The sequence below is a fragment of the Telluria sp. AC161 genome, assembly GCF_979258535.1.
Genome location: NZ_OZ409861.1, coordinates 2,526,004 through 2,551,647 on the forward strand (window position 1 = coordinate 2,526,004; position 25,644 = coordinate 2,551,647).

Sequence of the window (25,644 nt, forward strand, 5' to 3'; positions counted from 1 at the left end):
GTCATGGAAATTCCGATCCAGGTCGAATCGGACCGGCTTGACCGCCGGCCCGCTTACTTATTTACTTATTTACTTACTTATTTGCTTGCTTACTTCACGCTGTACTTGAACTGCCCCTTCTTGTCAGCGCCCACCTTGATCTTCGAGATCGTCTTGCCCTCGGCCATATTGGCCAGGACCGATTCGGCGACCTCCGGCAGCAGGCTGCCGTTCAGAATATTGTCGACATTGCGCGCGCCCGAATCGACTTCGGTGCAGCGCGCCAGCACTGCTTCGACCAGCGCCGCATCCCAGGTCAGCTCGGCCTTGTGATTGACAGCGATGCGGCGCGCGATCTTGGCCAGTTTCAGCTCGATGATGCGCACCAGGACATCGTCCGGGATCGGGTAGTACGGCACCACCTTCAGGCGGCCCAGGAAGGCCGGCTTGAAGGCCTTCATCAACTGCGGGCGGATCTGCTGTTCCAGCGCTTCGGGGTTTGGCAATTCTTCCACCGTCTTGTTCAGGCACGCCGCCATCATCGTGCTCGACGCCACGTTCGAGGTCAGGATGATGATCGTGTTGCGGAAGTCGATTTCGCGGCCCTCAGCGTCGTCCATCACTCCCTTGTCAAACACCTGGAAGAACAGTTCGAGCACGTCCGGGTGGGCCTTTTCGACCTCGTCGAGCAGCACGACACTGTACGGGTTGCGCCGCACCGCTTCGGTCAGCACGCCCCCTTCGCCATACCCGACGTAACCTGGCGGCGAGCCTTTCAGGCCCGACACGCTGTGCGCTTCCTGGTACTCGCTCATATTGATCGTGACCAGCTTGCGCTCGCCGCCATACAGCACGTCAGCCAGCGCCAGCGCCGTCTCGGTCTTGCCGATGCCGGACGGGCCGACGAACAGGAACACGCCCTTCGGCTTGTCCGGATCGTCCAGGTTAGCGCGCGATGTACGCACGCGCTGCGCCACGGCTTCGATCGCATGCGACTGGCCCAGCACCCGTTCTTCCAGCAGGTCCTTCAATTTGAGGACCGTCTTGATTTCATCCTTGACCATCTTGCCGAGCGGGATACCGGTCCAGCCGGCGACGATTTCGGCCACCACGTGACCGTCGACCTGCACCGGTACCATCGGGGTCTCGCCCTGCAGCGCGCGCAGCTCGGTCATCAGGGCCTGTACGCCGGCGGCGTCGCCCGGTTTGCCGCCCTCTTGCGCACCCGCTTCCAGTTCACCGCGGGCGGCCTGGATTTTCTCGGTCAGCCCTTTTTCGATCTCCCAGCGCGCTGCCAGCGTGCCGTGTTCGTCGCTGGCCGCGCCGCGCGCTGCGCGCAATTCGGCCAGGCGCGCGGTATGACTGGCGCCGCCGCTTTCTTCGCGCGCCAGCGACGCGATCTCGGCATCGATGCGATCCAGGCGCTTGGCCAGGTTGTCGAGCAGCGCGGGCGTGGCGTTCTGGCCCAGCGCCACCTTGGCGCAGGCGGTATCGAGCACGCTGATCGCCTTGTCGGGCAGCTGGCGCCCGCTGATATAGCGGTGCGACAGGCGCACTGCTTCAGTAATTGCCTCATCATAGACGCGCACATTGAAGTGCTTTTCCATCAGCGGCGCCATCGCGCGCAGCATGGCGCAGGCCAGTTCCTCGCTCGGCTCTTCCACCTTGATCACCTGGAAGCGCCGCGCCAGTGCCGGGTCTTTCTCAAAATACTTTTTGTATTCACCCCAGGTGGTCGCGGCGATCGTGCGCAGTTCGCCCCGTGCCAGCGCGGGTTTGAGCAGATTGGCAGCATCGTTCTGGCCGGCCGTGCCACCGGCACCGATCATCGTGTGCGCTTCGTCGATGAACAGGATGATCGCGTGCGGGCTCTTTTTGACCTCGTCGATCACGTTCTTGAGGCGATTTTCGAACTCGCCCTTCACGCTGGCCCCGGCCTGCAGCAGGCCCATGTCGAGCGTGTGGATCTCGACGCCCTTGAGCACATCAGGCACGTCGCCTTCGACGATGCGCAGCGCGAGGCCTTCCACGACAGCGGTTTTACCGACGCCTGCTTCACCCGTGAGGATCGGGTTGTTCTGCCGACGGCGCATCAGGATGTCGACTGCCTGGCGGATTTCCATGTCGCGGCCGATCACCGGATCGACCTTGCCGTCGCGCGCGCGCGCGGTCAGGTTGGTCGTGAACTGGTCCAGCGCAGGCGTCTTGCCAGCGCCCTGGCCTTCGAGTTCGCCGACCGGGTCCGCGCCTGGGACGGCATCCTCTTCGCCATCCGCCGCCGGGCCCATCGCCTCCTGAGAGCCCTCAGTCACCACATCGAATTTGTGCTTGAGTTCATCGACGTTGAATTTGTTGAACAGCGCCGAGCTGCGGTAGGCCAGCTGCGCCAGTTCGCTGTCGGTCAGCAGCGCCTGCAGCAGGTGGCCGCTGCGGATGCTGCTCTCGCGGCCAGCGCGCACGTCGAGCGAAGCAATCAGCCAGGCATTCTCGAACAGCTTCGGCAGGCGCGCCGAGAACACGGGCGTGCGCGTGTTACCGGTTTTCAGGCGCGCGACTTCGGCGTGCAGGTCGGCTTCGAGCATCGGCAGGCTGATGCCGCTCTTGCGCGCGATGACGGCCAGGTCGCTGCGCGGCTGCTCGAGCAGCGCCAGGAACACGTGTTCGAGGTCCACCTCGAACTGGCCTAAGCCCACGCAGATGCTGGCGGCGCGTGTGGCGGCAGTGCGGCTGGTGTCATTGAGCTTGCCGATCAGCGTCTTCAGGTTGATGCTCATTGCGCGCGAGTCCTTCTGTAATGTGATGGTGTGGTTGAGGGTGAGAGAATCGGTGTGTGTCTAGACGGTTGCCAGTTCGTAGCGCAGGTCGTCGCGGTCGCGCGTTTCCGGCGCAGTGCAGAGAAAACTGTCCCAGCCCAGGCGCCCGCCATGGCGTTCTTCACTGAGCGTGACGCCGTCGACGTCCGGCGCGCGCAGCACGATGTGCACTTCGTACTCCAGCGTCAGGCCGGTGAACATGGTGAGCATCTTCGCCAGCGCCCGCGCGGCCAGGCCGCCGGGCAAGAAGGCATCGAAGCCGGCACGATCGAGCGGCCCGACGGTCAGGCGCATGCGCAGGTCGCGCTGCCAGACGCGCCCGCCGACCAATGCGCTCATGCCCAGCTGCGCATTGGTGCCGCCCAGCGTCGTTTGCTGCGTGGGCGGGACGTCGTACCAGGCGCCGATGAATTGCGTGACGTTGATCGGCTCGCCGAAATAGTCGCTCAAGACCTTGCCGATCATGGCAGCCGACGCGGGCCGGTGACGCATCGCGGCGGCGAAGTAGCCGACCGATTCGTCCAGCACGCCCTCGCCCCCATCGGACAGGCGATGGCGCAGCGCGTGGTTGCCCAGGCCGGCCATTGAGAGCAGCAGCGGGAGGAAGCGGTCCTTGCCGTCGATTTCGTACTGCAGCTCGAGCCGGTACTTGCGCCAGGCTTCGTAGAACAGCGCCAGCGTGCGGTTCGAGAAAGTGTCGAGAAATGCGCGCGGGCCGTCATCGCGTTCGTACAGCGCGTGCGCCGCAATGCGTTCGGTGTAATGGGCGGGCAAGGCGCCGGCGGTACCAAGAAAGCCCATGAACGCGGGCGTAATGCGGATGTATTTCAGCTCGCCGCGCCGGAGCGCCTCGCCCAGGGCAGCGCTGTCCTTGGCCAGCGCGCGCGGCTCGGTGTCCATCGCCTCGAGCTGGCTGGCCGGGAAGTTGAGCGACAGTGAATTCTGAAAGCGTAAAAAGCTGGCCACCGCGCCCTCGCGCGGCAGGCCATGCTTCTTGAGCCAAAGCTCGAGCATCCGCACCGCCTGGAAGAACTGGAAGCGGTACGGTTGCTCGAACAGGCGCTCGATTACACTAGGTTCAAATCGCCGCTGCGGGGTGCGCATCGCCAAATCTCTTCTCCGGTTTTCTTGGAAACGATCGCCAGCTGCACGAAGCTGTTGGCGTGCACGTACAGGCCGAAGAAGCATTCGATAACGTGGGCAAACGCGTGAATGCCGCTGCCGATGAAGGCTTCTTCGTCGATCGTCAGGCGCACTTCGATGCCGCGCACCAGGCTGGCGAACGGATTGCCCGGCAACCAGGCGTTGGCGGCTTTTGAATCGATCGCAGCGATGCCGCGGATCTGGCGCTGCGAGATCGCCGAGCGCGGCAAATCGTACAGCGTCAGCATTTCGCGGAACGCGTCGACGCCGGCACCGGCCAGCGACAGGTGGTTCAAGGCCAGGTGCGACACCAGGCGCCAGTGCGCGCCGCGTCCGCGCTCGAAGCGCTGCGCCGGCGTCGGCCGCCGCAGGAATGCGATGCTGCGCACGCTCGATCCGCCTTCCAAAAACAGGTCCCCGCCCGGCAAGCCGTAGCTGAGTGACGCCGGGATGTCGCGGTTGGTGCAGGTCAGCTCCAGGCTCAGCGTGTCGGTCTCGATGACGGCCGGATCGAAGTCGATGTCGACAATGGAAATCTCGGTTTCGTAGCCCGGGCTTTTCAGCGCCACCAGTTCGTCGCGCCGCATGACCCAGTAGTGGCCATGCTTGCTCGGCGATTCGCCGTGGCGCAGCGAGTAGAACGGGCGGAACTCGGTGACCGACTCGCCCTGCGGCGTCTGGCGCACGAGCTTGACCGAATCGATCGATTGCACCTCGTAGGCATACGCGCGGCGCGCTTCGGGCAGCACCGGGTAGCTGGCGCTCGCGTGCGTCAGGCGAATCGGCTCGCCGCGCTGGCGGAACAGGTTCACGACCGGCGTGCAGCCCAGCAGCAGGTTATTGGTCGACATCGTGCCCAGCATGCGCGCCGTGTTGGAATCGGTGCGCAGGCCCGACAGGCCCAGATGCAGCGTGAAGCGCTTGCAGCCGGCCGGCAGCGCCGCCACGATGGCGGCCAGGTCGATGTCGAAAAAGTTGAATTTCTCGGGGAAGCAAAAGTATTCGGTCAGCAGGCGGTAGGCCGGATGCGAGCGCGCCGAGAACGGAATCAGCGATTCGTCTTCGCGAAAGCCGGCAGGCGCCAGCGGGATCGCGCCAAGCGGCGACCAGCGCCCGCTGCCATCCGGCTCGACCCAGGCTTTCACGGTGCGCATGAACAGCGTGTCGCGCAGCGCGGCGCAGAACGATGGCTCGCCATCGATGAACACGCGCAGCGCGCCCACGCCCAGTTGCCCGAGCGTGACCTGGGCCGCCGTGGTCTCGATGCCGATGGCGATGCTCGCGCTCACGCCGGGTGGCAGCATCACGGCTTCCGGCGCGTCGATGATCGGGTGGAACGCTGCGTGGCTCAGCGCCAGCGGCGCGATGGTGACGGGATAGGCTGTGCGGAAGGTGCAGGCCACGCCCTTGACGGCGCGAGTATCGAGCTCGGTGCCGCGCGCCATCGTGCTGGCGGTGGTGAGCTGGGCGGCGCTCGCACTGTAATCCATGCGCGCGATCGAGCACGATGGAAACGGCCGCAGGTAATGCGGATAAAGCACTTCAAACAGTGCTTCGGTCAGTTCGGGATAATCGTCGTCGAGGCGTTTGGCCACGCGCGAATTAAGCAATGCGAAAGACTGGATCATGCGCTCGATGTGCGGGTCTTCGCAGACCTCGCCGCCCATCAGCAGGTTCCCGGCGATCTTCGGATAGCGCTCGGAGAATTCACGTGAATAGCGGCGCAGGAATCCCAGCTCGCGTTCGTAATACGGTAACAGTTCTTCCACTTCAGGTTCCTTGCGCCAGGCGGCGCGCCTTGCTGATCGTGTAGTGCAAGCTCGATGGCTGCAGTACGGCGTCGAAATTGACCGGTTCCTGCTCGGCATGCAGCACGAGCAGCGCCGTGATGGCGAAATTGAGGCGATTGATCGTGCCCTCCTGCACCACGAGCGCAGCGCGCACATTGCGCAGTCGCGGTTCGTGGCGGCCGATCGTCTTTTCGATGCAGGCGCAGATGTAGGCGCGGTCGTCGCTGCTCGACAGGCTCAGGCCAGCAAAATCCTTGAGGCCATAGGTCATGATCGAGCGCGCGCATTCCGGAAAGGCGCGGATGCGGTCGTCGCCAATGGCGGCGCGGGTATTCAACAGTGCTTCCAGGTCGCGGGCAACGCTGTCCTTTAGTTCCTCGATCGACAGTCGGGTGACGGCTGCCGGCGCGCCGTGCGGTGCGCTGCGCGTGCTGCCCTCCATCAAGCGGTCAAACAGTCCCGGCGAAAAACCCTTCATGTGGCTCCTGGATAGCGTGGGTATGACGACTACATCAACTGCACGGCGCACCCGGGCGGCAAGCCTGCCACCCGGGTGCGCCGAAAGTGCACTACCGGATCATCAAGCCGTTTTGTTGGCCGACAGATCCCAACCGCCCGAGGTATTGCCGCCCGACCCGCCGCCCACTTTTTGCTGGGTGTACTTCCACTTCACCTTCGAGTATTTCAGCGACAGGTTCTCCGACAGGATGTCGCCGGCTTCAACGCGTGGCGACACATTGCTGATCAGGACGTTTTCGAGTTCGATCTCGAAATACTTGATGCGCTCGCCCTGGCCATCGGCGCGCAGGAATTCGATCTTGGCTTTCGGGATCGTTTTACCCGACGAGCAATTTTGCAGCAGCAGCGGGGTCGCCAGATCGGCCAGTTTGGCGATCACGATGTCCTTGTGCTCGGTACGCTCGGCCGTGTGGCCGCCGCCGGTCGATGCCGTTGCCGATTTCGGCTGCAGCACTTCCCACTGGACGGAACGGCATTCGATCCAGTCCTTGTGGGAGGTGTCGGTGGATTCGCCTTTGATGCCGTCGATTTGCAGGTATACGTCAATAGCCATGCTAGTTCCTTCGCAGAATGTTCGTGATTAAGATTTGGTCGATTGCGGCAGCTCCGCAACCAGGCGGAGTGACACGGACAGCTCGTCGAGCTGGAAATGCGGGCGCAGGAACGACACCGCGCGGTACACGCCGGGACGGCCGGGTACCTCGGATACCTGCACCGATGCTTCACGCAGCGGAAACTGCGCTTTCTGTTCCTGGCTGGCGTTGTCGTCAAGAAGGACGTACTGGGTCAGCCAGCGATTCAGAAAATCTTCAACATTGGCAGCCGATGCAAAGCTGCCGATTTTGTCGCGCATCATCGCCTTCATGTAGTGGGCGATGCGCGAGACGGCAAAAATGTATTGCAGCTGGGCCGACAGCACCGCATTGGCATTGGCCGCATCGCTGTTGTATTTCTTGGCGCGTTGCGCCGACTGGGCGCCGAAGAACGCCGCGTAATCGGTGTTCTTGCAATGCACGAGTGAAATAAAGCCCAGGTCGCTGAGCTCTTTCTCGCGGCGGTCGGTGATGGCGATTTCGGTCGGGCACTTCAGGGCCACTTCGCCTTCGTCGGTCTTGAAGGTGTGGGTCGGCAGGTCTTCGACCAGGCCACCGCCTTCGACGCCGCGGATCGCTGCGCACCAGCCGAAGTCCTCGAACGCCGTCGTCAGGCGTGCGCCGAACGCGTACGAGGCATTGCACCACAGGTACTTTTCGTGGTCGGTGCCGTCGACGTCCTCGACAAAATTGAAGCCGTCGACAGTGGCGCCATCGGCCGGATGGAACGGCAGGCGGCCCAGGAAGCGTGGCAGCGTCAGGCCAACGTAGCGTGCGTCTTCCGACTCACGGAACGATTTCCATTTGGCGTATTCGACGGTATCGAACACCTTCGACAGGTCGCGCGGCTTGCCCAGGTCGCTGTAGGTTTCCAGGCCAAACAGCTCCGGCGAAGCGGACGAGATGAACGGTGCATGCGAGGCAGCGGCCACGTGCGACATCTGCTCGATGAAGTACATGTCTTCGGGCTGGCGGGTAATTTCATAATCGCCCAGCAGCGCACCGAACGGGGCGCCGCCGAAGGTGCCGAATTCTTCTTCGTAGACCTTCTTGAACATCGTCGACTGATCGAATTCGAGCGCGCTCTGGAAATCCTTGACCAGTTCTTTCTTGGTCGCGTTGAGCATCTTGATCTTGAGGTTCTGGCCCGTGGCCGTGTTCTTGACCAGGTAGTTCAGGCCGGTCCAGCTGCCTTCGAGCTTCTGGAACTCGGGCGCGTGCATGATGGCGCTGAGCTGGCGCGAAATCATCGCGTCGAGTTCGGCCACACGGGCATCGATGGTGGCCGCCAGGTTGTTCGACACCACGACGGTGCCTTCCATGACCTGGGACACCAGCTCGGAAATGATGTCCTTGGCGCGCGCATGCTCGGTACTGGACTTGGCCACCTTGCTCTGCTCGACGATCTGGTCGAGCAGCGCGAGTTCGGTGGTGGCCGCGCCGGCGGCCTGGGACGAGGTTTGGAGAGACATGGTTCAGTCTTTCTTGGCAGGAGTTTGCTGGCCCAGTTCGGCCAGCTTTTCGGTACTGCTCAGCACGTCGCTGAGGATGTCTTCCAGCTTGTCGTTGCCGGCCATCTTGTTGCGCAGATCGGCAAGCTTGGTGCGCGCTTCGAGCAGCTTGCGCAGCGGCTCGACCTGCTCGACGACGGCTTCAGGGCGGAAGTCGGCCATCGACTTGAACTTGAGGTCGACCGAGAACTGGCCCGTGCCGTCGCCCAGTTCATCGGACACGCGGTAGGCCGCGCGCGGCTCGACGCCTTTCATGACTTCATCGAAGTTATCGCGGTCGATGTTGACGAACTTGCGTTCCTTGAGGCGCTTCTGCTCGATCTCAGACTGGCCGCCGAAGTCACCGACGACACCCATCACGAATGGCAGCTCCTTGTTCTCGATCGCATCACCGATCTCGACGTCGTACGTCATCTGGACCCGCGGTGGACGCACTTTTTGCAGGCGCTTCTGAACACTTTCTTTTTTTGACATGACCTTCCCCATTTCACATGAACGGCGGCGCGTTGGCGGCGCCGATGGCTTGAGACGACAGCTGAATTATTTCAATGCATCGAACGGATTGGCGCTCGTATCCGTGGTTGGCTTGGCGCCCTTGCGCGCCGGTGTGCGGGTGGCCGGCGTGGCAGCGCGGGCACGCGGTGCCGGCGGCACCAGCACTTGCTCGCCCAGGCTTTCGCGCAGCAGCTTGGCCAGGTCCTGCGACTCGGTGCGCAGCGAACCGGACAGATTGTTCTGGCGGCTCAGGTCAGCCAGCGCGCGCGTCGACAGGCGCAGCCCGCTGACCGCGATGATGCTGTTGGCGACCTGGTCGTTGGGATCGCGCACCAGGATTTCTTCGGCATTGACGATGGCTTCGCCATAACGGCCGGCGTCGTAGCGCGTTTGCGCCATACGCGTCCATGGCGTCTTGTCGGTGGGGTAAGCGGTGGCAGCTTCGCGCCACAAGGCAATGGCGGCTTCCTTCTGGCCGGCCGCATCGGCGGCGGCGGCTTTACCCATCACGTCGGCCAGCGATGGCTTGACTGGCTTGACTGGCGCGGTGCTGCAGGCACCCAGTGCCATGACACAAAGGGCGCTGCCCAACAGGCGGCGAAGGCGTACGGATGATGTCATGCGGTCCTCAAAAAAATTATTAATGCAAAGTTGTATCGAACAATTGCTCTACTGTCATTTCCAAAAAAATACCATAAATTATGGAAACGGCGCTCACAACAGGAAATGGAACAGCGCTTATGCACCGTAGGTAAAGGGGGTGCAGCACGGTACGAAGCGGAATAGCAATTTCCCGATATTCAATGTTATTGTCTTGTCAGTTGTAACCGAGCATTGGTTTTGTGTCTATAGGATGTGCGATGAGTAATTCTGGAAAACTTCTTTGGGGCGAAGGACTTTTTCTGCGTCCCCAGCACTTTCAGCAGCAGGATCGCTACCACGAGGCGCGCCTGCGCGACAGCGTGCGGGCACTGCATCCGTACTGCTGGGGGGTGAATGGTCTGCAGGTCGATCGCGACGCGCTGCAGAACGACACGCTGCGCCTGCTGGAGCTGACGGTGTTCTTCCCGGACGGCGAAATTTACGCCGCACCGGGTGACGACGACCTGCCGCCCGAGATCGACCTGGCGGCCATTCCGCGCAACCAGCAGGAGCTGACGTTCTACGCCGCCCTGCCCGCCTTCAAACACTTCGGCGCCAATTTCGCGCCCGACGGCCAGCCCAGCAACGCAGCGCGCTTCGCGCAGCACAATGCCGATACGCCCGACCTGTACACGCAGGCCGCGAGCGCGCAACTGGCCTACCTGAAAAAATCGCTGCGCCTGATCTCGGAAGCCGAGCCGCGCGATTCATACGTGAGCATTCCGCTGCTGCGCCTGCGCCGCCTGTCCACCGGCGGCTTCGAGCAGGATCCGACCTTCATTCCGCCGAGCCTGTCGATCCGCAGCGCACCGCTGATGTTCCTGCAGCTGCGCCGCTTGCTCGATGCGCTGCAGGCGAAGGTCGACGCGCTGTATGGCCACCACCGCGAGCCGAGCAAGAACGTCATTGAATTTCGCTCGGGCGACATGTCGTCGTTCTGGCTGCTGCACACGGCCAGTTCGGCGCACGCGTCACTGAGCCATTATTTCCATCATCCGACGCTGCATCCGGAACGCCTGTACGAGGCGCTGCTGAGCCTTGCCGGCGCCCTGATGACGTTCTCGAAAGGCCTGTCGCTGAGCGACCTGCCGCCGTACGAGCACGTCAATCCGGGCCCGGGCTTTGCGCGCCTGCACGCGATCATCCGCGAACTGCTCGATACCGTGATTTCGTCGAAGTACTTCGCGATTGCCCTGAACGAGGTCAAGCCGTCGTACCACCACGGGATGCTCGACTCGGGCAAGATCGATGCCCAAACCAGTTTTTACCTGGGCGTCTCGGCCGACCTGCCGGGCGTGGAACTGGTGGACATCGTGCCGCTGCGCTTCAAGGTCGGCGCACCCGACGACGTGGAAAAATTCGTCCTCTCGGCCATGCCCGGCGTGCGCCTGGCGCATGCACCGCAGGTACCGGCGGCCGTGCCGGTGCGCCCGGACACCTATTACTTTGCGCTGGATGCCAAGGGTCAGATGTATGACCGCATGCTGCAGGCGCAATCGATTTCGATCTACGTCCCATCCGGCCTGCGCGACCTGAAGCTCGACCTCGTCGCCGTTACCTCATGAAGACCTTGTTATGACAACCAGCGCACCATCCCTTATCCCCGGCGGCCAGCCATCGTTCTCACCCAACGTCGCAGCCGGCCCCGGTACCGAACACACGCTGATGGACCTGATGTACGACGGGTTCTACGCACTGTTCATGCTCAAGAACGGCCATGGCCCGCAGTCGGATGCCGACTTCCGCAACAAGCTCACGCAGTTCCTGGACGACTTCACGCGCGGCGCCAAGAAACAAAACGCCACGCCAGACGACATCGACAACGCCAAGTACGCTTTTTGCGCCGCGGTCGATGAAATCATCCTGCGCTCCCCATTCGCGATCCGTGACGACTGGGCCCGCCGCCCGTTGCAACTGGTGCTGTTCGGTGACCAGCTGGCCGGCGAGAATTTCTTCATCCGCCTGGAAGGCCTGCGCGCCCGCGGCAGCGCCCACCTGCAGGCGCTCGAGGTATTCCACATGTGCCTGCTGCTGGGATTCCAGGGCCGCTACATGATCGAGGGCGAAGAAAAGCTCAATTACCTGACCTCGCGCCTGGGCGACGAGATCGCCCACATGAAAGGCCGCACGGGCGGCTTCGCGCCGCGTGCCGAGCGCCCCGACCAGATCATCCACAAGCTGCGCAATGACGTGCCGCTGTGGGTGCTGTGCTCGGTGTTCGCACTGATCTGCGCGCTGGGCTACATGGCCCTGCGCGGCACACTGGGCAGCACGACCGAAACGACCTTGAGCGCCTACAACGACGTTGTCAAACTGGCGCCCAAGCAGGCCAACCTGACCATCACGCTGCCGTGAACTCCCCGTCCGACCTGGCAGGCGCATCGCTGATCGATGCGCTGTTTGGCGTCAAGCTGAGCCAGTATGCACGCCTGATCACGATCGCGTCGTCACAGGATTCCTCGTTGCCGCAGGCGCTGGTGGCCGAGCGGTTCACGGGACGCGAAGCGGTCAATGAGCTGTTCAGTTTTGATGTCGATGCATTATCGACGTCAACCGATCTCGACCTGGCGAGCTTCATCGGCGAAGAACTGACGATCACCTTGTTGCAACCGGACGGCAGCCGCCGCGCCTGGCACGGCCTGTGCACCGACGCCGCCTGGCTCGGCGCCGACGGCGGCCTGGCCCGCTATCGGCTGCATCTGCAACCGGCGCTGGCCCTGCTCGGGCTGCGGCGCGACAGCTATATCTTCCAGGACAAGGATGCGCGCGACCTGATCGGCGAACTGCTGGCCGACTATCCACAGGTGCGTCATTCGTTCGATGTGGCGCAGGCCCTGGCCGTGCGGCCGATCTGGACCCAGTACCGCGAAAGCGACCTGGAATTTCTGCAGCGCGTACTGGCGGCCGAGGGCCTGAACTGGCGTTTCGAGCATGATCAGGAAGGCGACGAACCGGCCGAGGGCGGCGCAGCGCAAGCGCGGCACAGCATCGTGTTCTTCAACAGCCAAGCCGCCTTGCCCGCTACGCCGGGCGGCGACACGTTGCGCTTTCATGGCGTGCGCGCCAGCGACACCGATGACGCGATCGACCGGTTCGCCGCGCTGCGGCGCGTGGCCGCCAACGCTGTTTCGATCAGCAGCTGGGATCCGGCGCAGCTGATGGCACCCGCGGCCGAGCAGCTGACCAGCCTGGATATCGGCGAGATGCCGTCGCTGTCGATTTACGACGGCAGCGCCGAGCGGCGTCATGACAACAAAGCGGGGGCCGACGCCCACAGCCGCGTCATGCTGCAGGCGTTGGAGCTGGACAACAAACAGTTCGAAGGCGCTGGCGCCGTACGCCGCATGGCGGCCGGACACGGTTTTACATTGACCCAGCACGACGGCTATGCCGACGGCGACAACAGCTTCAAGACACTGTGGGTCGAGCACGAGGCGCGCAACAATCTCGAACCGGCACTGGGTGAGGCCCTGTCGCGCCTGATCGGGCTGGCCGAAGCCGGCGCGGCAACCCTGCTGCAGTTTTCCGATGAAGCGCTCGAACCTGGCACCTACCGCAATCGGTTCGGGTGCGTGCGCGAAGCAGTTGCCATCGTGCCGCGCGCGGCCGCTGCACGCTTTGCGGGGGCGTCGCTCGGGCCGCAGACGGCCATTGTGGTCGGGTTGCCGGAAACGATCAATACGACCACGCGCGAGCATCAGGTGCGCATTCAGTTTGCCTGGCAGCGCGGGATAGGCGCGATTTCGGGCGGGTTGACGCATGACACCGACGAGAAAGGCAATGCGCCGGGCAACGATGCATCCGGTACCTGGGTGCGCGTGGCCGAGGCGCTTGCCGGGCCGAACTGGGGCTCGCAGTTCACGCCGCGCCTTGGTACCGAAGTGCTGGTCGATTTCATCGAAGGCGACATGGACCGGCCGCTGGTCGTCGCGCAGTTATATACCGGATCGGATACGCCGCCCTTCTCGGCTGGCGTCGACACCGACATCAATCATGCCGGTGTGATTTCCGGCATGCACAGCAATAACTTCGACGGCGGCGGATTCAACCAGTGGGTGCTCGATGATACGAGCGGGCAGTTACGCACGCGTCTGGCGACCAGCAGCGCGGGAACGCAGCTCAATCTCGGGTATCTGGTGCAGCAGGCGGCCGGCTCGGCGCAGCGCGGCGCGTATCGTGGGACCGGGTTTGAATTGCGCACTGATGCGTGGGCTGTTGTTCGCGGCGGCGAAGGTGTGCTGCTGTCGGCGACAGCGCGCGCGCAGCAAGGCAGCAGTGTGACGTCGACGCAGCTGGATAGTAACGAGGCGATAGGATTGCTGCGTGGTGCGGGCGAGCTCGGAACGACCCTGCTCGATGCGGCAACCGCGCAAAAGGCCCTGTCGAGCAAAGAAGCGTTGCAGGCGCAGGTTGAATTGATCGAGCAGATCGATCCGCAGCAGAAAGGCAAGTTCGGCGGCGGCGTCGGTGGGCAGGATGCGCTGAAGGCGGCGGTTGGTTCGCGTGATGCGGATGCGGATGCGGCGGTCGAAAAATTTGGTGCGCCGCTGGTTCTGATGGAAGCGCCGAGCAGCATCAATTGGGCGACGCCGGCATCGACCGTGGTGTTCGCGGGTGGGCAGTTGCAGTGGACGACGCAGGCAGATTTGCATATGGTGGCGGCGTACACGGTCGCCTCAGTGTCGGCGAATGCGACCGGGTTGTTTACGCATGATGGCGGGATTCAGGCGGTGGCGGCGAATGGGCCGGTGTCGCTGCAGGCGCATACGGATCAGCTGGAGATTCTGGCGGATAAGGCTGTCACCATTGTTTCGGTCAATGATGTTATCGAGATCAAGGCCAGTGAGAAGATTGTGCTGCAGGCGGGGCAATCGTCGGTAACGCTGGAGGACGGGAATATTACGTTTGCTTGTCCGGGGAATTTCAGCGTCAAGGGGGGGCAGCATGTTTTCGAGGGCGGCTCAAACCGGAATATCGACTTCGTCAAACTGCCAGACACCCGAATCAAGATTTTTGATGAAGCATTTGTTTTAAAAGATCCAAGCGGCGTACCAATTCCCTACATCGATTATATCATTGAAAATCGCGATGGCAAGCATATGGCAAAAACTGCTGCTGAAGGCCATAGTGATAGAATTTCCACCGTTGCAATTGACAAACTGAATTTCTCTATTAAGTGGTTCACAATTGAGCCGGAATGATAACTAGCAACTTACCCTTATTAGGTGATCAGTGAACGACCCCACTAATATTACAGCGACAACAAACACAACACCAAAGTCATATGTCGACGTCAATTGCGACTGCAATACTATGTGGTCATTTGCACAGCAGTTTAGCAATAAACGCTTATGCACGTTAAGTGGAGAACACAAGGGGAAACTGATTCGCAACTATTCCGTAAGAGCTAGACGAATAGCTGCCACCTATGCAAGATTTTACCTGGAAAACGAAGACGGCGGAAACACAAAATATAAAGGGAGATATTATTGGATGGCACTAGGTGCTTTCGCCAGCAAGACAGTCGCATGTACGTTTGATGCGTGGCAGGTCAGAGGCATGACTCCTTTTGACAGTACAGTATGGGATGGGTTGGGGAAGGGGAATTTTTGGTTATTTTGCGACATTAGCGGCTGGCACTGGTATCACAACATGCATCGCATGACATTCGACCAATGCGCACCATCTAGAGACGCAAAAAAATATGTTGGTCCGGTAAAAGAGCAAATAAAAAATCTACCTTGGCAATCAGAGGCACTACCGGTAATAAAAAATTTTTCACCGTCCAAGTACGTGTTGTCGGCTTTCAAGAAAGTGGCAGAGTACGAACGAGCTATGCCGAGAGAACGTCCAAGGATCCAGCTTGCCCATCTAATTGATATCGCAAACCATGAACAAGGCGTCATATTACAACCGCTAATTTATAAAAATCAATCATTCTCTAATCGGATAAAACTGCAGAGGGCATGGTATGCGAACTGGGCTAGCCCGACAGTTGAATTGATTTTTACTCACTTATGCTCAAGTAACGAAGCTAGCTTAAAATCTGTTGCTCCGGATGAAACAGAGTTAGAAAACTTGGCAAGCAGGATTAGTTGGATTTTATTAGCTGCGGAAAAATTTCATCAACTGATGTTAAACAAGCGGTCTTTTATGGAAGCAGAGTTGAAAATTATGGCAGATTGGAAAGACTTACCAGATACTCCTACCAATATGGAAATCATAAAAAACAAATCTCGTGAACTTGGAAGGTTCGCAAAAGATCTGATTAAATAATGCGATATGAAACGTATAACTTTAGTTGCAATATTTTGCTTAGCACTCTGCAGCTGCGATAAAAAATTTACCGGAGAAAACATGGTTGATAAAAAAAATCCAATAACAGTTAAAATTAATCAACCGGGAGCAGATTTTAAAAATCAGTATCCGGAAATTGTAAGAGTTGAGCGACAACCTGCTGGTCTTACATTTTATCAAATCAATTGGAAAGCAAACGCGAAGGGAATAGTCAAGCTAGATATGAATGACAGTAGTTTCGCGTTCGACAGAGTACTAGGGCTGATCGGAAGCGAAAACAATGAGGAAGAAAATTTGGGCATCTATCAGATAGTTATTACATCAAGCATTACTGATGCTGATAAAATTTCTCACGAGGATGCGAGAAAAGAATTCTTTTCAATACTCAGGCAAATAAAAAATTCAGGTTGGTCACCTATAATTCCTTTTACTGCCCCCCGATTAAGGGGGAGGGATATGCTGAACTATCTGTTAGAGTCCGGAAATCCAACAACGCTAGATGCAGATTATGAACTAAATATTGATGAATGGATGAAAATAGAAAACCTTACATCATGGGAATTTGAAAAAGGAAAAGTTTTTCTTGATGTGAGTTTTGTTAGAAGTGCAGCAGAATTAGAAGACCAAAAATCCATGACTTATATAGTACGATACTCAATTAAATCGGACGTTGCATATTTTAAAGAATTTATTGACCCCAGCGCGACTGATCCATGGAAATTACTGCTACCCGGCGAACTCAAAAACTCTGCTGAGCGCCGCAGACATCTAGAAAATTCGCTAGAAAAAACCGGTATAAAAATTGACAAGACATATACGAACCCAAAACCCCCAATAGTTTCTGGCGATGACTGATCTGTCTGTCTAACTATGAAAAATCTGGAATATATGCTGGAGTATTTCCATTAATCGGAGAGGACCTCGCTTGCATTGGAAATCAATCCTAATCTCATCTTGTTTGAATTATTACTTGAGGGCATAGATGTCGACCATGATGCCACACTCACTTACGGGATAAAGACGCCTAACAGTGGACATAGAGATTTCTATATCTCAGTCTAGCATTCATTCGGGAGTGAAATTTGTTGCGCTTCTTGTGCTAATGGAAGGGCCAAACAGCATCAATTGGGCGACGCCGGTATCGACCGTGGTGTTCGCGGTTGGGCAATTGCAGTGGACGACACAGGCGGATTTACATATGACGGCGTACATAGTTGCCTCGGTGTCCGCGACTGCGACCGGGTTATTGACGCATCATTGCGGGATTCAGGCGGTGGCGGCGAATGGGCCGATATCGCTGCAGGCACATATGGACCAGCTAGAAATTCTGGCGGACCAGGCGTTGACCATAGTGTCGGTCAATGACGTTATCGAGATCAAGGCCGAAGAAAAAATCGTGCTGCATGCGGGGCAATAGTCAGAACATCCTTGATCTCTTATCCAATCTTTCGGGTTTGTGCGCGCTTGCGAGTTATCCGCAGCTACACTGTTCGTTCGATGTGACAAAGTCCCTTGTCATGCGGCCGATCTGGACCCATTACCACGAAAGCGCCCTGGAATTTCTGCAGCGCGCATTGGCGGCTGAAGGCCTCATCTGCCGTTTCGAGCATGATCAGGGGCAACTGAAGAAACTCTGGAAACTATCTTAACTAATAAGTATATCTATTCTTATTTAAAAGTCAAATCTTTGAACGCGGACCGATATGAGACGTCAATTTACTAAGACAATCAAAATGGCAACTATCTTATTAGCGCTGACATGCTCTGTCAAAGCTAATGACAAGCGACACTGCGAAGTGAACTGCATCTTGATGAGCGCGCTTAGCGATCAGAATTGTGCGCTCGAAAACACACCACTCATACGCTGCGGGAATTTTGAAGAATTTAAAGATCACGATAATAGGCTTACTCATTCTTATTCGACTCTACGCAAAATGCTCAATAAGGCTGAGCAAGAAAATTTACGGAAGATTCAAATAAGTTGGATAAGCTGGCGAGACGAAACATGTGACGATTTGGAAACCGAAGCTAACTGTGACAATGGAATGTGCACCGGGGTCGCCCATGACTCATGTATGGTTTCCTTGACGGAACGTCGAGATAACGAGCTAGAAATCTTTAAAAAAAGCATTACTAAGGCAAAAGCGTCGAATTTTAGCTTTTCGAGAATGTTGCCGAATAATGAAACTTTTGAGCTTCCATAGAAAAATTGAATCAAGGCGGTCTCAATGCTTACTGGAATTGGTTCAACATGATGTTTTTTTTATTCCATTTGAAAAGAATTCTGGCACTGACGCTGCTTACTGCTTTAACAGCGTGCTCAAAAGATACAGAAAATAAGCTTTACTCCAACGAGCTTTTAGCGTTAAAGAAAGTTGTCGCGATACCCAATGAGGTACTTTCTGCAAAATGGGAGATATTCAGATCGCCGGAGTACGCTAATATTCCGGGGCCATCCGACTTCGTCGCGCTTGTCGCGGAAATTGAAATCAAGGATGGAAGCTTCCAAACACGCCCGTCGGTAGATGCGAAGGAGGAGTACATAGTACCTCAAGCTTCCAGACCTTGGCTGTCAAAAGAATTTAAAACACTGATGGCCAAACATTAGAATAGTCGTATCGAAATATCGCAGATCGGAGATTGCAGTCCCTACAGCGCAAAGATGACCAAAGGCGGTAGATTGGTAAATGGCATCGCTTGTGTTTCAGGTAATCGCTACTTAATTTATTTGTTGTTACAGTCTGACTCCCAGTAGATCGAGTAATTTTTTAGGCTGTTGATTCAGTCATAGTGAATGCAGTCATGAACAGGTATAAAAAAGTTACTGCCACTGCGCGCCATGCTCTGCACTAGCACAGTAATAGAATAACAGCTCCTAAATATGCTTGAGTCGCGATGTAAATCCTCCTTTTTTTCATCCAGCATTCATATAAATGAAAAACAAATTTTACGTCGTCGTATTTCTGTACGCATTAGCGCCGCATGCTCCCGCGAAAAATTCTCAATGCGCTGCTGACGAAAAAATTATTTTTACATGTAGTTCAGGAAAGAAGACAATGTCAATCTGTTCTATTCAAGAAGACACATCTTCACAATACGTTGAGTACCGATATCCCAATAATAGCAAAAATCCTTCTTTCACCTATCACTCTGACAGCAAACACTTATCTAATGAATTTAATAGGGCGTCTGTCATAGGCGCAAGTTCTGAAAGCATCATCATCTGGTTCAAAAACCTCGGACATACATATATAGTGAATGATCCAATTAAAGGACGCGCATCTGTGTCGGTGTGGAGATCGGGACGAAAAATAGCAGAGAGCCAGTGCACAGGGAATTACGGCGGCGATTCGGAGGCTTCGACCCCGTTGATCAAACAAAAAACTAATGACGGATACCTTTATATTTTTCGTGAAAAACAATAATTGAGTTTTCCAAACTAATACAGGCAGTGTTCCAGCCCTCTTGCGACTAGCTAGCCGACCGATCTGTAGTCATGTTCTTTCCTGGGGGTTGTACGCTCATAGGCACCTAGTATGGAGTTCCACCTAAATAATTGCCGCATCTCTGGCCTTGTACACATCGCCTTGCGCCTGGAGCGTATTTCAGACGAATTATTGACTGTGGCGGTACGACGATGCTACCGCTGGTGATCATCGACGTCGTTTGAACAATAGACTCCCTCAAGTTTCAAGATCGGCTAGAATCCCTACAGGATCGAAGAAATCCCCTCTTTGGGTAGAGGCGAGATGATCAGCGCTACAAATATCGCCGCCCGGGTCCCGAAACAACGGCTTCGTGCCAATTTGCCGGTATGGACCTTGAACCGGGAACCGGCCTCCCTTACTGGGACAACGAGCGCGTTGGCACAAGCAAGGATTCAGTATGCAATCTGCTCCATTCGAGTTAAGTCAGTCTCAAAAAATTCAAGTCACACTGCTCTACCTCTATGCGTCGTTTGATTACCTTAAAGAACTACGCCTCAAGTTGCAAGCGCCGATGATCGCAGTCAATCCGACACTCGATCTCGCGAAAATGCAACACCGCAATTCATTGATCACCGCTTCCCAGCGTGGCACACGTGAGATGTCCGAGAATTGGCGCAATGATGCCTGCTCTATTCTTATGCATTTCGAACGTTCAGTCGAAAGACAGATGACCGAACGTGCCAAGGATTCGTTTTCAATCACTATTGCGAACGACTGCGAGCGCAGCTTGAGAGAAATATCGCTGGCCTGGATGACGCCTGATGAGCAGGATAATTTCGACAATCAATTTCAAGCAATTTCATGGCACGCCGGTCAGCTCGACAACACGGTCAGTCAGCATGAACAGGCGGGGCGCTGGGATGATTTCAGTCTGATGCTCGCTGCGTCCGGGCGCAAGCACGACATCGACCGAGCGGATCCACTTCGGCTACGCCCAGATATCCTTGGTGTGAGTGGTACAACGCCGGCTCGTACAGGGGTGTATCTCCCTCTCGACGATCCCTACGGTACGCCTCAGTTCTGCTGGATCGGTAATCCACAAGGCGTTCTTCTCGACTGTAATACCTTCAATGAGCTTGGGCTGAAAGCACTGGCTTCCATCGGACGGGATGATTTATGGATCAACAAAAGCCGCATGCTCGAATTTGCCCGACGTCACGCGAACGATCCAAGATTAACGCAAGACCCATTTTTTGACGACAGCATCTCTGATGAAGATATTGCTCCAAGTCTTGTGGCGCGAAACGCATTTACCACTCGGCCCTGCCGCTGGATGTACGTCGAAAAGATCCATGGTGCGCTGAAAAACTGAGCTGAAGTAAAAAGCTGAAGGAATCTCAGCCATGGTGCAAATACTGGTCTGTATAGTTCTCGGCTTAAAATATTTGACCCATCAAACGAAAAACGCTGTTACATGACAAAATTCTTCACTGGCTTTCTCTGCTCAACGCTTTCACTTGGCTGCCTTGCAACCGAGTTTCCTGCTGTGGGCTTGCTTGAACAAATTCCCGTGATGGGAGCAGACTACAAGGTGATAGCACGGCCCATCTATATCTTTACAAACAAGAAGTTAAGTTCCCCTACCGTTTTTACTGGCATGGCCGGAACGGAACCGCCTTATATTCCAGTATGTTGCTATCAAGTCAGAAACATCTCCCCTCTTGATCTCCCGCGCGAAGTCAAGAAGTATCATAAGGATGAAGAGTTTGGTTCGCATATGAGGGGTATTCGAGGATATGCCTACCTATACGCAGCAGAACCTGTCAGCGACAAGTCCAAATGGACTTCAATGATGTCTGCTCTGATAGAGAAATCCTCGAACCCTGACGATGGGTCGCCGTTCAGTGCGCCGGTGTTAGCTGGAATGATCACTGCAGAAACAAGTCCGCCAAAGATGGGAACACCTCCCAATCAAACGACGCTTCACACGCGATATGACGAGAAATCTGATCGCCTGGTCTTTACCTTTCAGCAGGGAAAGCAAAAAATCGAGTTTTCGGAACCGACGTTTGCGCACTAGCTACCCGAAACAGGTTGCTTGGGATTTCACGACTGTGATGTAAACATCGTGGAAATCGCACTGATGGTTCTCCCAACGTGGAAGGCCGGCGGTCCTCACTCCCCCGTGATCTTCGCATCCTTCACAAACTTGCCCCACGTCTGATATTCCTTGCTCGTATGCGCTGCCAATTCCTGCGGCGTCATGTAGACCGCGTACGCACCCTGCTCCTGCGCCTTGCGCTTGAATGCGTCGGTTGCCATGATTTTCTTGATCTCGCCAGTCAGCTTGTCCACGATCGGCTTGGGCGTGTTGGCGGGCGCGTACACGGCAAACCACGAGCTCACGTCCAGCTTCTCGTACCCTTTGATCGTCGCCGTGGTCGGCACGTTGGGCAGACTCGGCAGCGCAACGTTGCCGGTCACCGCAATGGCGCGCAGCTTGCCGGACCGGATGTGAGCCAGCAACGGCGGCGCTGTCGTAAAGGTCATTTCGACGTTACCGCCCAGCAGATCGGTAATCGCCGGGCCCGTGCCTTTGTACGGCACGTGGGCGATATTCGTGCCGCTCATCTGATTTAGCATTTCGCCCGTCACGTGCTGCAACGAGCCATTCCCGGACGATGCGTAATTGAGCTTGCCGGGGTGTGCCTTGGCGTAGCTGACCAGCTCGGGCAGCGTCTTGATCGGCAGATCGGGCCGCACGACAAACACTTGCGGCGCCACGATCAGGTTCGCAACCGGGGTGAAGTCCTTGATCGGATCGAATCCGGCCTTGACCACGTGCGGTGTGATGACGTGAAAGCCCGAGTACTGCACCAGCAAGGTATAGCCGTCCGGCTTGGCCCGCTTGACGGCCGAGGCAGCGATCGCGCCCGCCCCACCCGGCCGGTTCTCGACGACGACCGGTTTGCCCAATGCCTTGGACAGCGGATCGGAAATCATGCGCGCAGCCAGGTCGGTTGTGCCGCCCGGCGCGGCCGAGACCATCAGCGTGATGGCGCGCGCAGGATAATTGTCCTGCGCGAGCGCGCCGGTGCTGACAAGTGCAGCGCCGACGGCGAGCATACTGGCGCGCATGCGCAGCGAGTGGATTGATTTCATGGTGTCTCCTGAATTATTAAAATAGTTGTTTGCATTCCGGCGATGGCCCGGGTTCAAACCGGGCGCGCTTCGGCGCGCTCCCTGATCGCTTCAAAATCCCCGGGTGGCCGGTGCAGATCGAGCCGCCGGCCCGCCTTGACGATCTGGCTTGGCGTCTCGTGCCCGATCAGCGCCGGCAGCCGTGTCGAAGCGTCCAGTAAGCGGCCCAGATCGACACCCGTGTCATAACCCATCAATTGCAGCGCGTGCACCACCTCTTCAGTGCAGACATTGCCCGAGGCGCCGGGTGCATACGGACAGCCACCAATGCCGCCAAGCGACGCGTCGAAGCGGTCAGCGCCCGCATCGATCCCGGCCAGCACGTTGGCCAGCCCCATGCCGCGGGTATTGTGAAAGTGCAGGCTCAGTTCGGTATCCGGCCAGGCTGCGCGAAAACGCGCCGTCAGCGAGGCGACCTGGCTCGGGTAGGCCATGCCGGTCGTGTCGCACAGGGTGATGCCGCCGGCGCCCGCTTCGTCGATGAAGCGCGCGCACCAGGCCAGCACCGTGTCTTCCGGCACGTCGCCTTCCATCGGACAGCCGAACGAACACGACAACGAGATATTCACGGTCAGCGACGCTTGTCGCGCCAGTGCCGCCACCTCGCACAAGCCCTGGAACGATTGCGCCTGCGTCATACGCAGATTGGCCAGATTGTGCGTTTCGCTGGCCGACATCACCAGGTTCAGTTCGTCGGTGCGGCTCTCGATCGCGCGCTCGGCGCCACGTACATTCGGCACCAGCGCGCTGTAGATCACGCCCGGAATCCGCTCGATGCCGAGCATGACTTGCTGCGCATCGGCCAGCGCCGGAATCGCTTTGGGCGAAACAAAGGCGGTCACTTCGATCTTGGCCATGCCGGCCTGCGACAAGCTGTTGACCAGGGCGATCTTGTCGGCGGTCGGTACGAACACCGACTGGGCCTGCAAGCCATCGCGCGTGCCGACTTCCTGCATGTGGATGCGGCGGCCAGCGCCGTTCCACCGGTTCATGCGACCACTCCCTTGTCGCGCAAGGCGGCGATGTCCGGCTCACTCAAGCCCAGTTCGCGCAGCACGCCATCGGTATCGTCACCCAGGCCCGGGGCAGAGCTGCGTACGGTGCCCGGGGTGCCCAGCAACTTGGGAACGACGCCGGGCACCTCGAGGTCGTAGCCGTCGCGCGTGGACTGGGCCAGGATCATGTCGCGCGCCCGGTAATGGGGATCCTCCGCGATGTCTTTGGCCGTATAGACCTTGCCGGCCGGGACACGGGCGCCGCCCAGCAGGTCGAGGACCTCGGTGATCGGGCGCGTTGCCGTCCAGACGCTGATGGCGGCGTCGATCTCGGCCACGCGCACGACGCGGCCGGCATTGTCGGCCAGCGCCGGGTCGTGCGCCAGGTCGTCGCGCCCGATCACGGCCATCAGGCGCTTGAAGATGCTGTCGCCGTTACCGGCGATGAGCACGTACCCATCGTTGCAGCGGTAGGCGTTCGACGGCGCGATGCCGGGCAGCGCGCTGCCGGCCGCTTCGCGCACGGCACCGAACGCGCTGTATTCGGGCAGCAGGCTTTCCATGACGTTGAACACGGCCTCGTGCAGGGCAACGTCGATCACCTGGCCTTTACCGCCATTGACCTTGCGGTGGTACAGCGCCGTCAGCACACCGATCGTGCCGTGCAGCGCGGCCAGCGTGTCGCCGATCGACACGCCGCAGCGCACCGGCACGCGGTCGGGTTCGCCCGTCAGATGGCGCAGGCCGCCCATCGCTTCGCCGATGGCACCAAAGCCTGGCAGGTCGCGGTACGGACCGGTCTGGCCGTAGCCCGAGATGCGCAGCATGACGAGGCCGGGGTTGAGAGCGGACAGCGCGTCCCAACCCATGCCCCAGCCTTCGAGGGTGCCGGGGCGGAAGTTCTCGATCAGTACATCGGCTTCCGCGATCAGCTTGCGGGCGATGTCCTGGCCTTCAGCGCTGCGCAGATCGAGGGCGATCGAGCGCTTGTTACGCGACTGCACCTGCCACCAGACCGATGTGCCTTCCTTGATCATGCGCCAGTTGCGCAGCGGGTCACCACTGCCGGGCGCCTCGATCTTGATGACGTCGGCGCCGAATTCGCCCAGGGTCTTGCCGGCGAACGGGCCGGCGATCAATTGACCCATTTCGATGACGCGCACGCCGCGCAAGGCGCCGTCGGGAATGCTGCTGTTGAGGTTCATGCTGGTCTCGTCGATGGTTGTAGCTTGTCGACCCAGCATAGAGAGAACGGGCCCTGCCCGTCCAACCGTTTCTTTTCAACGAGCCTTCGTCAACCGCGAACGCTCCTCGGCGGCTCCCAGATGCGCGAGCAGCGCCCGCGTCACCGGCGACAAACCCTTTTCTTCCCGCACGACGATGCGCAGCTCGCGCTCGGCCCACGGCTCGTCGATCTCGACAGCCACCAGCCCCAGCGGCTGGCCGATGGCAGTAAACACTTCGTGGGGAATCACGCCCAGGCCCATGCCCACCTGCGCCATGCGGCACACGGCGTCAAAACCTGGCACGTGGATGCGGGTTTTCAATGGCCGGCCAGAGGCGCGCGAGGCCAGGTGCGTGCGCTTGTTGATGGAACTGTCCGCGTGCAGGCCCACGTGATCGAAGTCGAGCGTGTCCGCGAACGGGACGCGGCCGCGCCCGGCCAGCGCATGGTCGTGGCGCATGACGAGCACGATGCGGTCGCGCCGGTACAAGTGGCTGTGCAGCTCGCGGGTATCGGTATCGCCCGAGCAGATGCCAATCTCGGCGAAGCCGTCCTCGACGCCCTTGACGACGTCGCCGCTGGGGCGCTCTTCCAGGTCGAGCCGGATTTGCTCGTGCAGGTTCAGGAAGGCGCGCAAATCCTCCGGCAGAAATTCCACGATGGCCGACAAGTTCGCCACCATGCGCACGTAGCCGCGCAAGCCCTGGGCGTGCTCTGCCAGTTCCTGGCCGATCTTGTCGACGCTCTGCAGGATGCGGCGCGCATGCGTCAGCAGCGATTCGCCGGCCGGGGTCAAGGTCATGCCGCGCGCCGCGCGCACCATCAGCGCCACGCCCAGCGCCCCCTCCATGTCAGCCAGCCGCTTGCTGGCCGCCGAGACGGCAATGGCTTCGCGCTCGGCGGCGCGGGTGAGTGAACCTTCTTCGTGGATTGCCAGGAAAAGCTGCAGGCTGGTGAGGTCCAGCCTTCTGAGGATATTGTTCAGTGCCATCGGAAAAGCTGATACAGCGGGA

Annotated in this window: 23 protein-coding genes; 11 read left to right on the forward strand and 12 right to left on the reverse strand. The window is 58.5% G+C overall.

Annotation, left to right across the window (positions count from 1 at the left end; all coding sequences use genetic code 11):
• Positions 1–89: 89 nt before the first annotated feature.
• From tssH to ACZ0AJ_RS11265, 8 genes are all read right to left on the reverse strand, one after another.
• Positions 90–2,753 (reverse strand): type VI secretion system ATPase TssH, encoded by a 2,664-nt coding sequence (gene tssH, locus ACZ0AJ_RS11230; RefSeq protein ID WP_499454550.1) that lies wholly within the window; start codon positions 2,751–2,753, stop codon positions 90–92.
• A 60-nt stretch (positions 2,754–2,813) separates the two neighbouring features.
• Entirely contained in the window at positions 2,814–3,896 is a 1,083-nt protein-coding gene (gene tssG / locus ACZ0AJ_RS11235) for a type VI secretion system baseplate subunit TssG (protein ID WP_499454844.1), read from the reverse strand.
• Positions 3,860–5,704, reverse strand: coding sequence for a type VI secretion system baseplate subunit TssF (gene tssF, locus ACZ0AJ_RS11240; RefSeq protein WP_499454846.1), 1,845 nt, complete (start codon positions 5,702–5,704; stop codon positions 3,860–3,862). The genes tssG and tssF overlap by 37 nt, the downstream gene beginning before the upstream one ends.
• A 1-nt stretch (position 5,705) precedes the next feature.
• A complete protein-coding gene (gene tssE, locus ACZ0AJ_RS11245) occupies positions 5,706–6,203 on the reverse strand; it encodes a type VI secretion system baseplate subunit TssE (protein WP_499454552.1) in 498 nt (165 codons plus the stop codon).
• Positions 6,204–6,305: 102 nt separating this feature from the next.
• Entirely contained in the window at positions 6,306–6,797 is a 492-nt protein-coding gene (locus ACZ0AJ_RS11250) for an Hcp family type VI secretion system effector (protein ID WP_183558457.1), read from the reverse strand.
• A 27-nt stretch (positions 6,798–6,824) separates the two neighbouring features.
• On the reverse strand, positions 6,825–8,309 hold the full coding sequence (tssC, locus tag ACZ0AJ_RS11255) for a type VI secretion system contractile sheath large subunit (RefSeq protein ID WP_499454555.1): 1,485 nt from the start codon (positions 8,307–8,309) through the stop codon (positions 6,825–6,827).
• A 3-nt stretch (positions 8,310–8,312) separates the two neighbouring features.
• The gene (gene tssB / locus ACZ0AJ_RS11260; protein ID WP_499454557.1) at positions 8,313–8,822 is read right to left on the reverse strand and encodes a type VI secretion system contractile sheath small subunit; all 510 of its coding nucleotides are present in this window, start codon (positions 8,820–8,822) and stop codon (positions 8,313–8,315) included.
• Between the two features lie 66 nt (positions 8,823–8,888).
• The gene (locus ACZ0AJ_RS11265) at positions 8,889–9,464 is read right to left on the reverse strand and encodes a tetratricopeptide repeat protein (protein ID WP_499454558.1); all 576 of its coding nucleotides are present in this window, start codon (positions 9,462–9,464) and stop codon (positions 8,889–8,891) included.
• A 239-nt stretch (positions 9,465–9,703) separates the two neighbouring features.
• Between ACZ0AJ_RS11265 and tssK the strand changes: the two genes are divergently transcribed.
• From tssK to ACZ0AJ_RS11320, 11 genes are all read left to right on the forward strand, one after another.
• Positions 9,704–11,050, forward strand: coding sequence for a type VI secretion system baseplate subunit TssK (tssK, locus tag ACZ0AJ_RS11270; RefSeq protein ID WP_499454559.1), 1,347 nt, complete (start codon positions 9,704–9,706; stop codon positions 11,048–11,050).
• A gap of 10 nt (positions 11,051–11,060) precedes the next feature.
• The gene (icmH, locus tag ACZ0AJ_RS11275; protein ID WP_183558409.1) at positions 11,061–11,840 is read left to right on the forward strand and encodes a type IVB secretion system protein IcmH/DotU; all 780 of its coding nucleotides are present in this window, start codon (positions 11,061–11,063) and stop codon (positions 11,838–11,840) included.
• Positions 11,837–14,686 (forward strand): type VI secretion system Vgr family protein, encoded by a 2,850-nt coding sequence (locus ACZ0AJ_RS11280; protein WP_499454850.1) that lies wholly within the window; start codon positions 11,837–11,839, stop codon positions 14,684–14,686. The genes icmH and ACZ0AJ_RS11280 overlap by 4 nt, the downstream gene beginning before the upstream one ends.
• A 31-nt stretch (positions 14,687–14,717) precedes the next feature.
• Positions 14,718–15,761 (forward strand): DUF2515 family protein, encoded by a 1,044-nt coding sequence (locus tag ACZ0AJ_RS11285; protein WP_499454563.1) that lies wholly within the window; start codon positions 14,718–14,720, stop codon positions 15,759–15,761.
• 81 nt (positions 15,762–15,842) lie between these two features.
• Positions 15,843–16,637: a hypothetical protein gene (locus ACZ0AJ_RS11290; protein WP_499454564.1), complete on the forward strand. Its 795-nt coding sequence runs from the start codon at positions 15,843–15,845 to the stop codon at positions 16,635–16,637.
• Between the two features lie 220 nt (positions 16,638–16,857).
• Positions 16,858–17,199 (forward strand): DUF2345 domain-containing protein, encoded by a 342-nt coding sequence (locus ACZ0AJ_RS11295; protein WP_499454565.1) that lies wholly within the window; start codon positions 16,858–16,860, stop codon positions 17,197–17,199.
• Between the two features lie 394 nt (positions 17,200–17,593).
• Positions 17,594–17,986: a lysozyme inhibitor LprI family protein gene (locus ACZ0AJ_RS11300; protein ID WP_499456778.1), complete on the forward strand. Its 393-nt coding sequence runs from the start codon at positions 17,594–17,596 to the stop codon at positions 17,984–17,986.
• A 47-nt stretch (positions 17,987–18,033) separates the two neighbouring features.
• Positions 18,034–18,390, forward strand: coding sequence for a hypothetical protein (locus tag ACZ0AJ_RS11305; RefSeq protein ID WP_499454853.1), 357 nt, complete (start codon positions 18,034–18,036; stop codon positions 18,388–18,390).
• A 325-nt stretch (positions 18,391–18,715) separates the two neighbouring features.
• Positions 18,716–19,207, forward strand: a complete 492-nt coding sequence (locus ACZ0AJ_RS11310; RefSeq protein ID WP_499454855.1) for a hypothetical protein — start codon at positions 18,716–18,718, stop codon at positions 19,205–19,207.
• 460 nt (positions 19,208–19,667) lie between these two features.
• The gene (locus ACZ0AJ_RS11315) at positions 19,668–20,582 is read left to right on the forward strand and encodes a hypothetical protein (RefSeq protein ID WP_499454857.1); all 915 of its coding nucleotides are present in this window, start codon (positions 19,668–19,670) and stop codon (positions 20,580–20,582) included.
• A gap of 102 nt (positions 20,583–20,684) precedes the next feature.
• Complete coding sequence (locus ACZ0AJ_RS11320; RefSeq protein ID WP_499454569.1) at positions 20,685–21,290, forward strand: hypothetical protein; 606 nt, start codon at positions 20,685–20,687, stop codon at positions 21,288–21,290.
• A 95-nt stretch (positions 21,291–21,385) separates the two neighbouring features.
• Here ACZ0AJ_RS11320 and ACZ0AJ_RS11325 read toward each other — a convergent pair whose 3' ends face one another.
• From ACZ0AJ_RS11325 to ACZ0AJ_RS11340, 4 genes are all read right to left on the reverse strand, one after another.
• On the reverse strand, positions 21,386–22,372 hold the full coding sequence (locus ACZ0AJ_RS11325) for a Bug family tripartite tricarboxylate transporter substrate binding protein (RefSeq protein WP_499454570.1): 987 nt from the start codon (positions 22,370–22,372) through the stop codon (positions 21,386–21,388).
• A gap of 53 nt (positions 22,373–22,425) precedes the next feature.
• Positions 22,426–23,403 carry a hydroxymethylglutaryl-CoA lyase gene (locus tag ACZ0AJ_RS11330; RefSeq protein WP_499454571.1) on the reverse strand — a complete coding sequence of 326 codons (978 nt, stop codon included), beginning with the start codon at positions 23,401–23,403 and terminating at the stop codon, positions 22,426–22,428.
• Entirely contained in the window at positions 23,400–24,611 is a 1,212-nt protein-coding gene (locus ACZ0AJ_RS11335) for a CaiB/BaiF CoA transferase family protein (RefSeq protein ID WP_499454573.1), read from the reverse strand. Before ACZ0AJ_RS11335 ends, ACZ0AJ_RS11330 begins: the two co-directional genes overlap by 4 nt.
• 75 nt (positions 24,612–24,686) lie before the next feature.
• Positions 24,687–25,622: a LysR family transcriptional regulator gene (locus ACZ0AJ_RS11340; protein ID WP_183558326.1), complete on the reverse strand. Its 936-nt coding sequence runs from the start codon at positions 25,620–25,622 to the stop codon at positions 24,687–24,689.
• Positions 25,623–25,644 lie beyond the last annotated feature (22 nt).

Excerpts from the sequence above, each read along its gene's own strand:
- tssH (WP_499454550.1), bottom strand. The coding sequence starts at position 2,753 with ATGAGCATCAACCTGAAGACGCTGATCGGCAAGCTCAATGACACCAGC.
- tssG (WP_499454844.1), bottom strand. The coding sequence starts at position 3,896 with ATGCGCACCCCGCAGCGGCGATTTGAACCTAGTGTAATCGAGCGCCTG.
- tssE (WP_499454552.1), bottom strand. The coding sequence starts at position 6,203 with ATGAAGGGTTTTTCGCCGGGACTGTTTGACCGCTTGATGGAGGGCAGC.
- ACZ0AJ_RS11250 (WP_183558457.1), bottom strand. The coding sequence starts at position 6,797 with ATGGCTATTGACGTATACCTGCAAATCGACGGCATCAAAGGCGAATCC.
- tssC (WP_499454555.1), bottom strand. The coding sequence starts at position 8,309 with ATGTCTCTCCAAACCTCGTCCCAGGCCGCCGGCGCGGCCACCACCGAA.
- tssB (WP_499454557.1), bottom strand. The coding sequence starts at position 8,822 with ATGTCAAAAAAAGAAAGTGTTCAGAAGCGCCTGCAAAAAGTGCGTCCA.
- ACZ0AJ_RS11265 (WP_499454558.1), bottom strand. The coding sequence starts at position 9,464 with ATGACATCATCCGTACGCCTTCGCCGCCTGTTGGGCAGCGCCCTTTGT.
- tssK (WP_499454559.1), top strand. The coding sequence starts at position 9,704 with ATGAGTAATTCTGGAAAACTTCTTTGGGGCGAAGGACTTTTTCTGCGT.
- icmH (WP_183558409.1), top strand. The coding sequence starts at position 11,061 with ATGACAACCAGCGCACCATCCCTTATCCCCGGCGGCCAGCCATCGTTC.
- ACZ0AJ_RS11290 (WP_499454564.1), top strand. The coding sequence starts at position 15,843 with ATGGTTGATAAAAAAAATCCAATAACAGTTAAAATTAATCAACCGGGA.
- ACZ0AJ_RS11300 (WP_499456778.1), top strand. The coding sequence starts at position 17,594 with ATGAGCGCGCTTAGCGATCAGAATTGTGCGCTCGAAAACACACCACTC.
- ACZ0AJ_RS11305 (WP_499454853.1), top strand. The coding sequence starts at position 18,034 with ATGATGTTTTTTTTATTCCATTTGAAAAGAATTCTGGCACTGACGCTG.
- ACZ0AJ_RS11310 (WP_499454855.1), top strand. The coding sequence starts at position 18,716 with ATGAAAAACAAATTTTACGTCGTCGTATTTCTGTACGCATTAGCGCCG.
- ACZ0AJ_RS11315 (WP_499454857.1), top strand. The coding sequence starts at position 19,668 with ATGCAATCTGCTCCATTCGAGTTAAGTCAGTCTCAAAAAATTCAAGTC.
- ACZ0AJ_RS11320 (WP_499454569.1), top strand. The coding sequence starts at position 20,685 with ATGACAAAATTCTTCACTGGCTTTCTCTGCTCAACGCTTTCACTTGGC.
- ACZ0AJ_RS11325 (WP_499454570.1), bottom strand. The coding sequence starts at position 22,372 with ATGAAATCAATCCACTCGCTGCGCATGCGCGCCAGTATGCTCGCCGTC.
- ACZ0AJ_RS11330 (WP_499454571.1), bottom strand. The coding sequence starts at position 23,403 with ATGAACCGGTGGAACGGCGCTGGCCGCCGCATCCACATGCAGGAAGTC.
- ACZ0AJ_RS11335 (WP_499454573.1), bottom strand. The coding sequence starts at position 24,611 with ATGAACCTCAACAGCAGCATTCCCGACGGCGCCTTGCGCGGCGTGCGC.
- ACZ0AJ_RS11340 (WP_183558326.1), bottom strand. The coding sequence starts at position 25,622 with ATGGCACTGAACAATATCCTCAGAAGGCTGGACCTCACCAGCCTGCAG.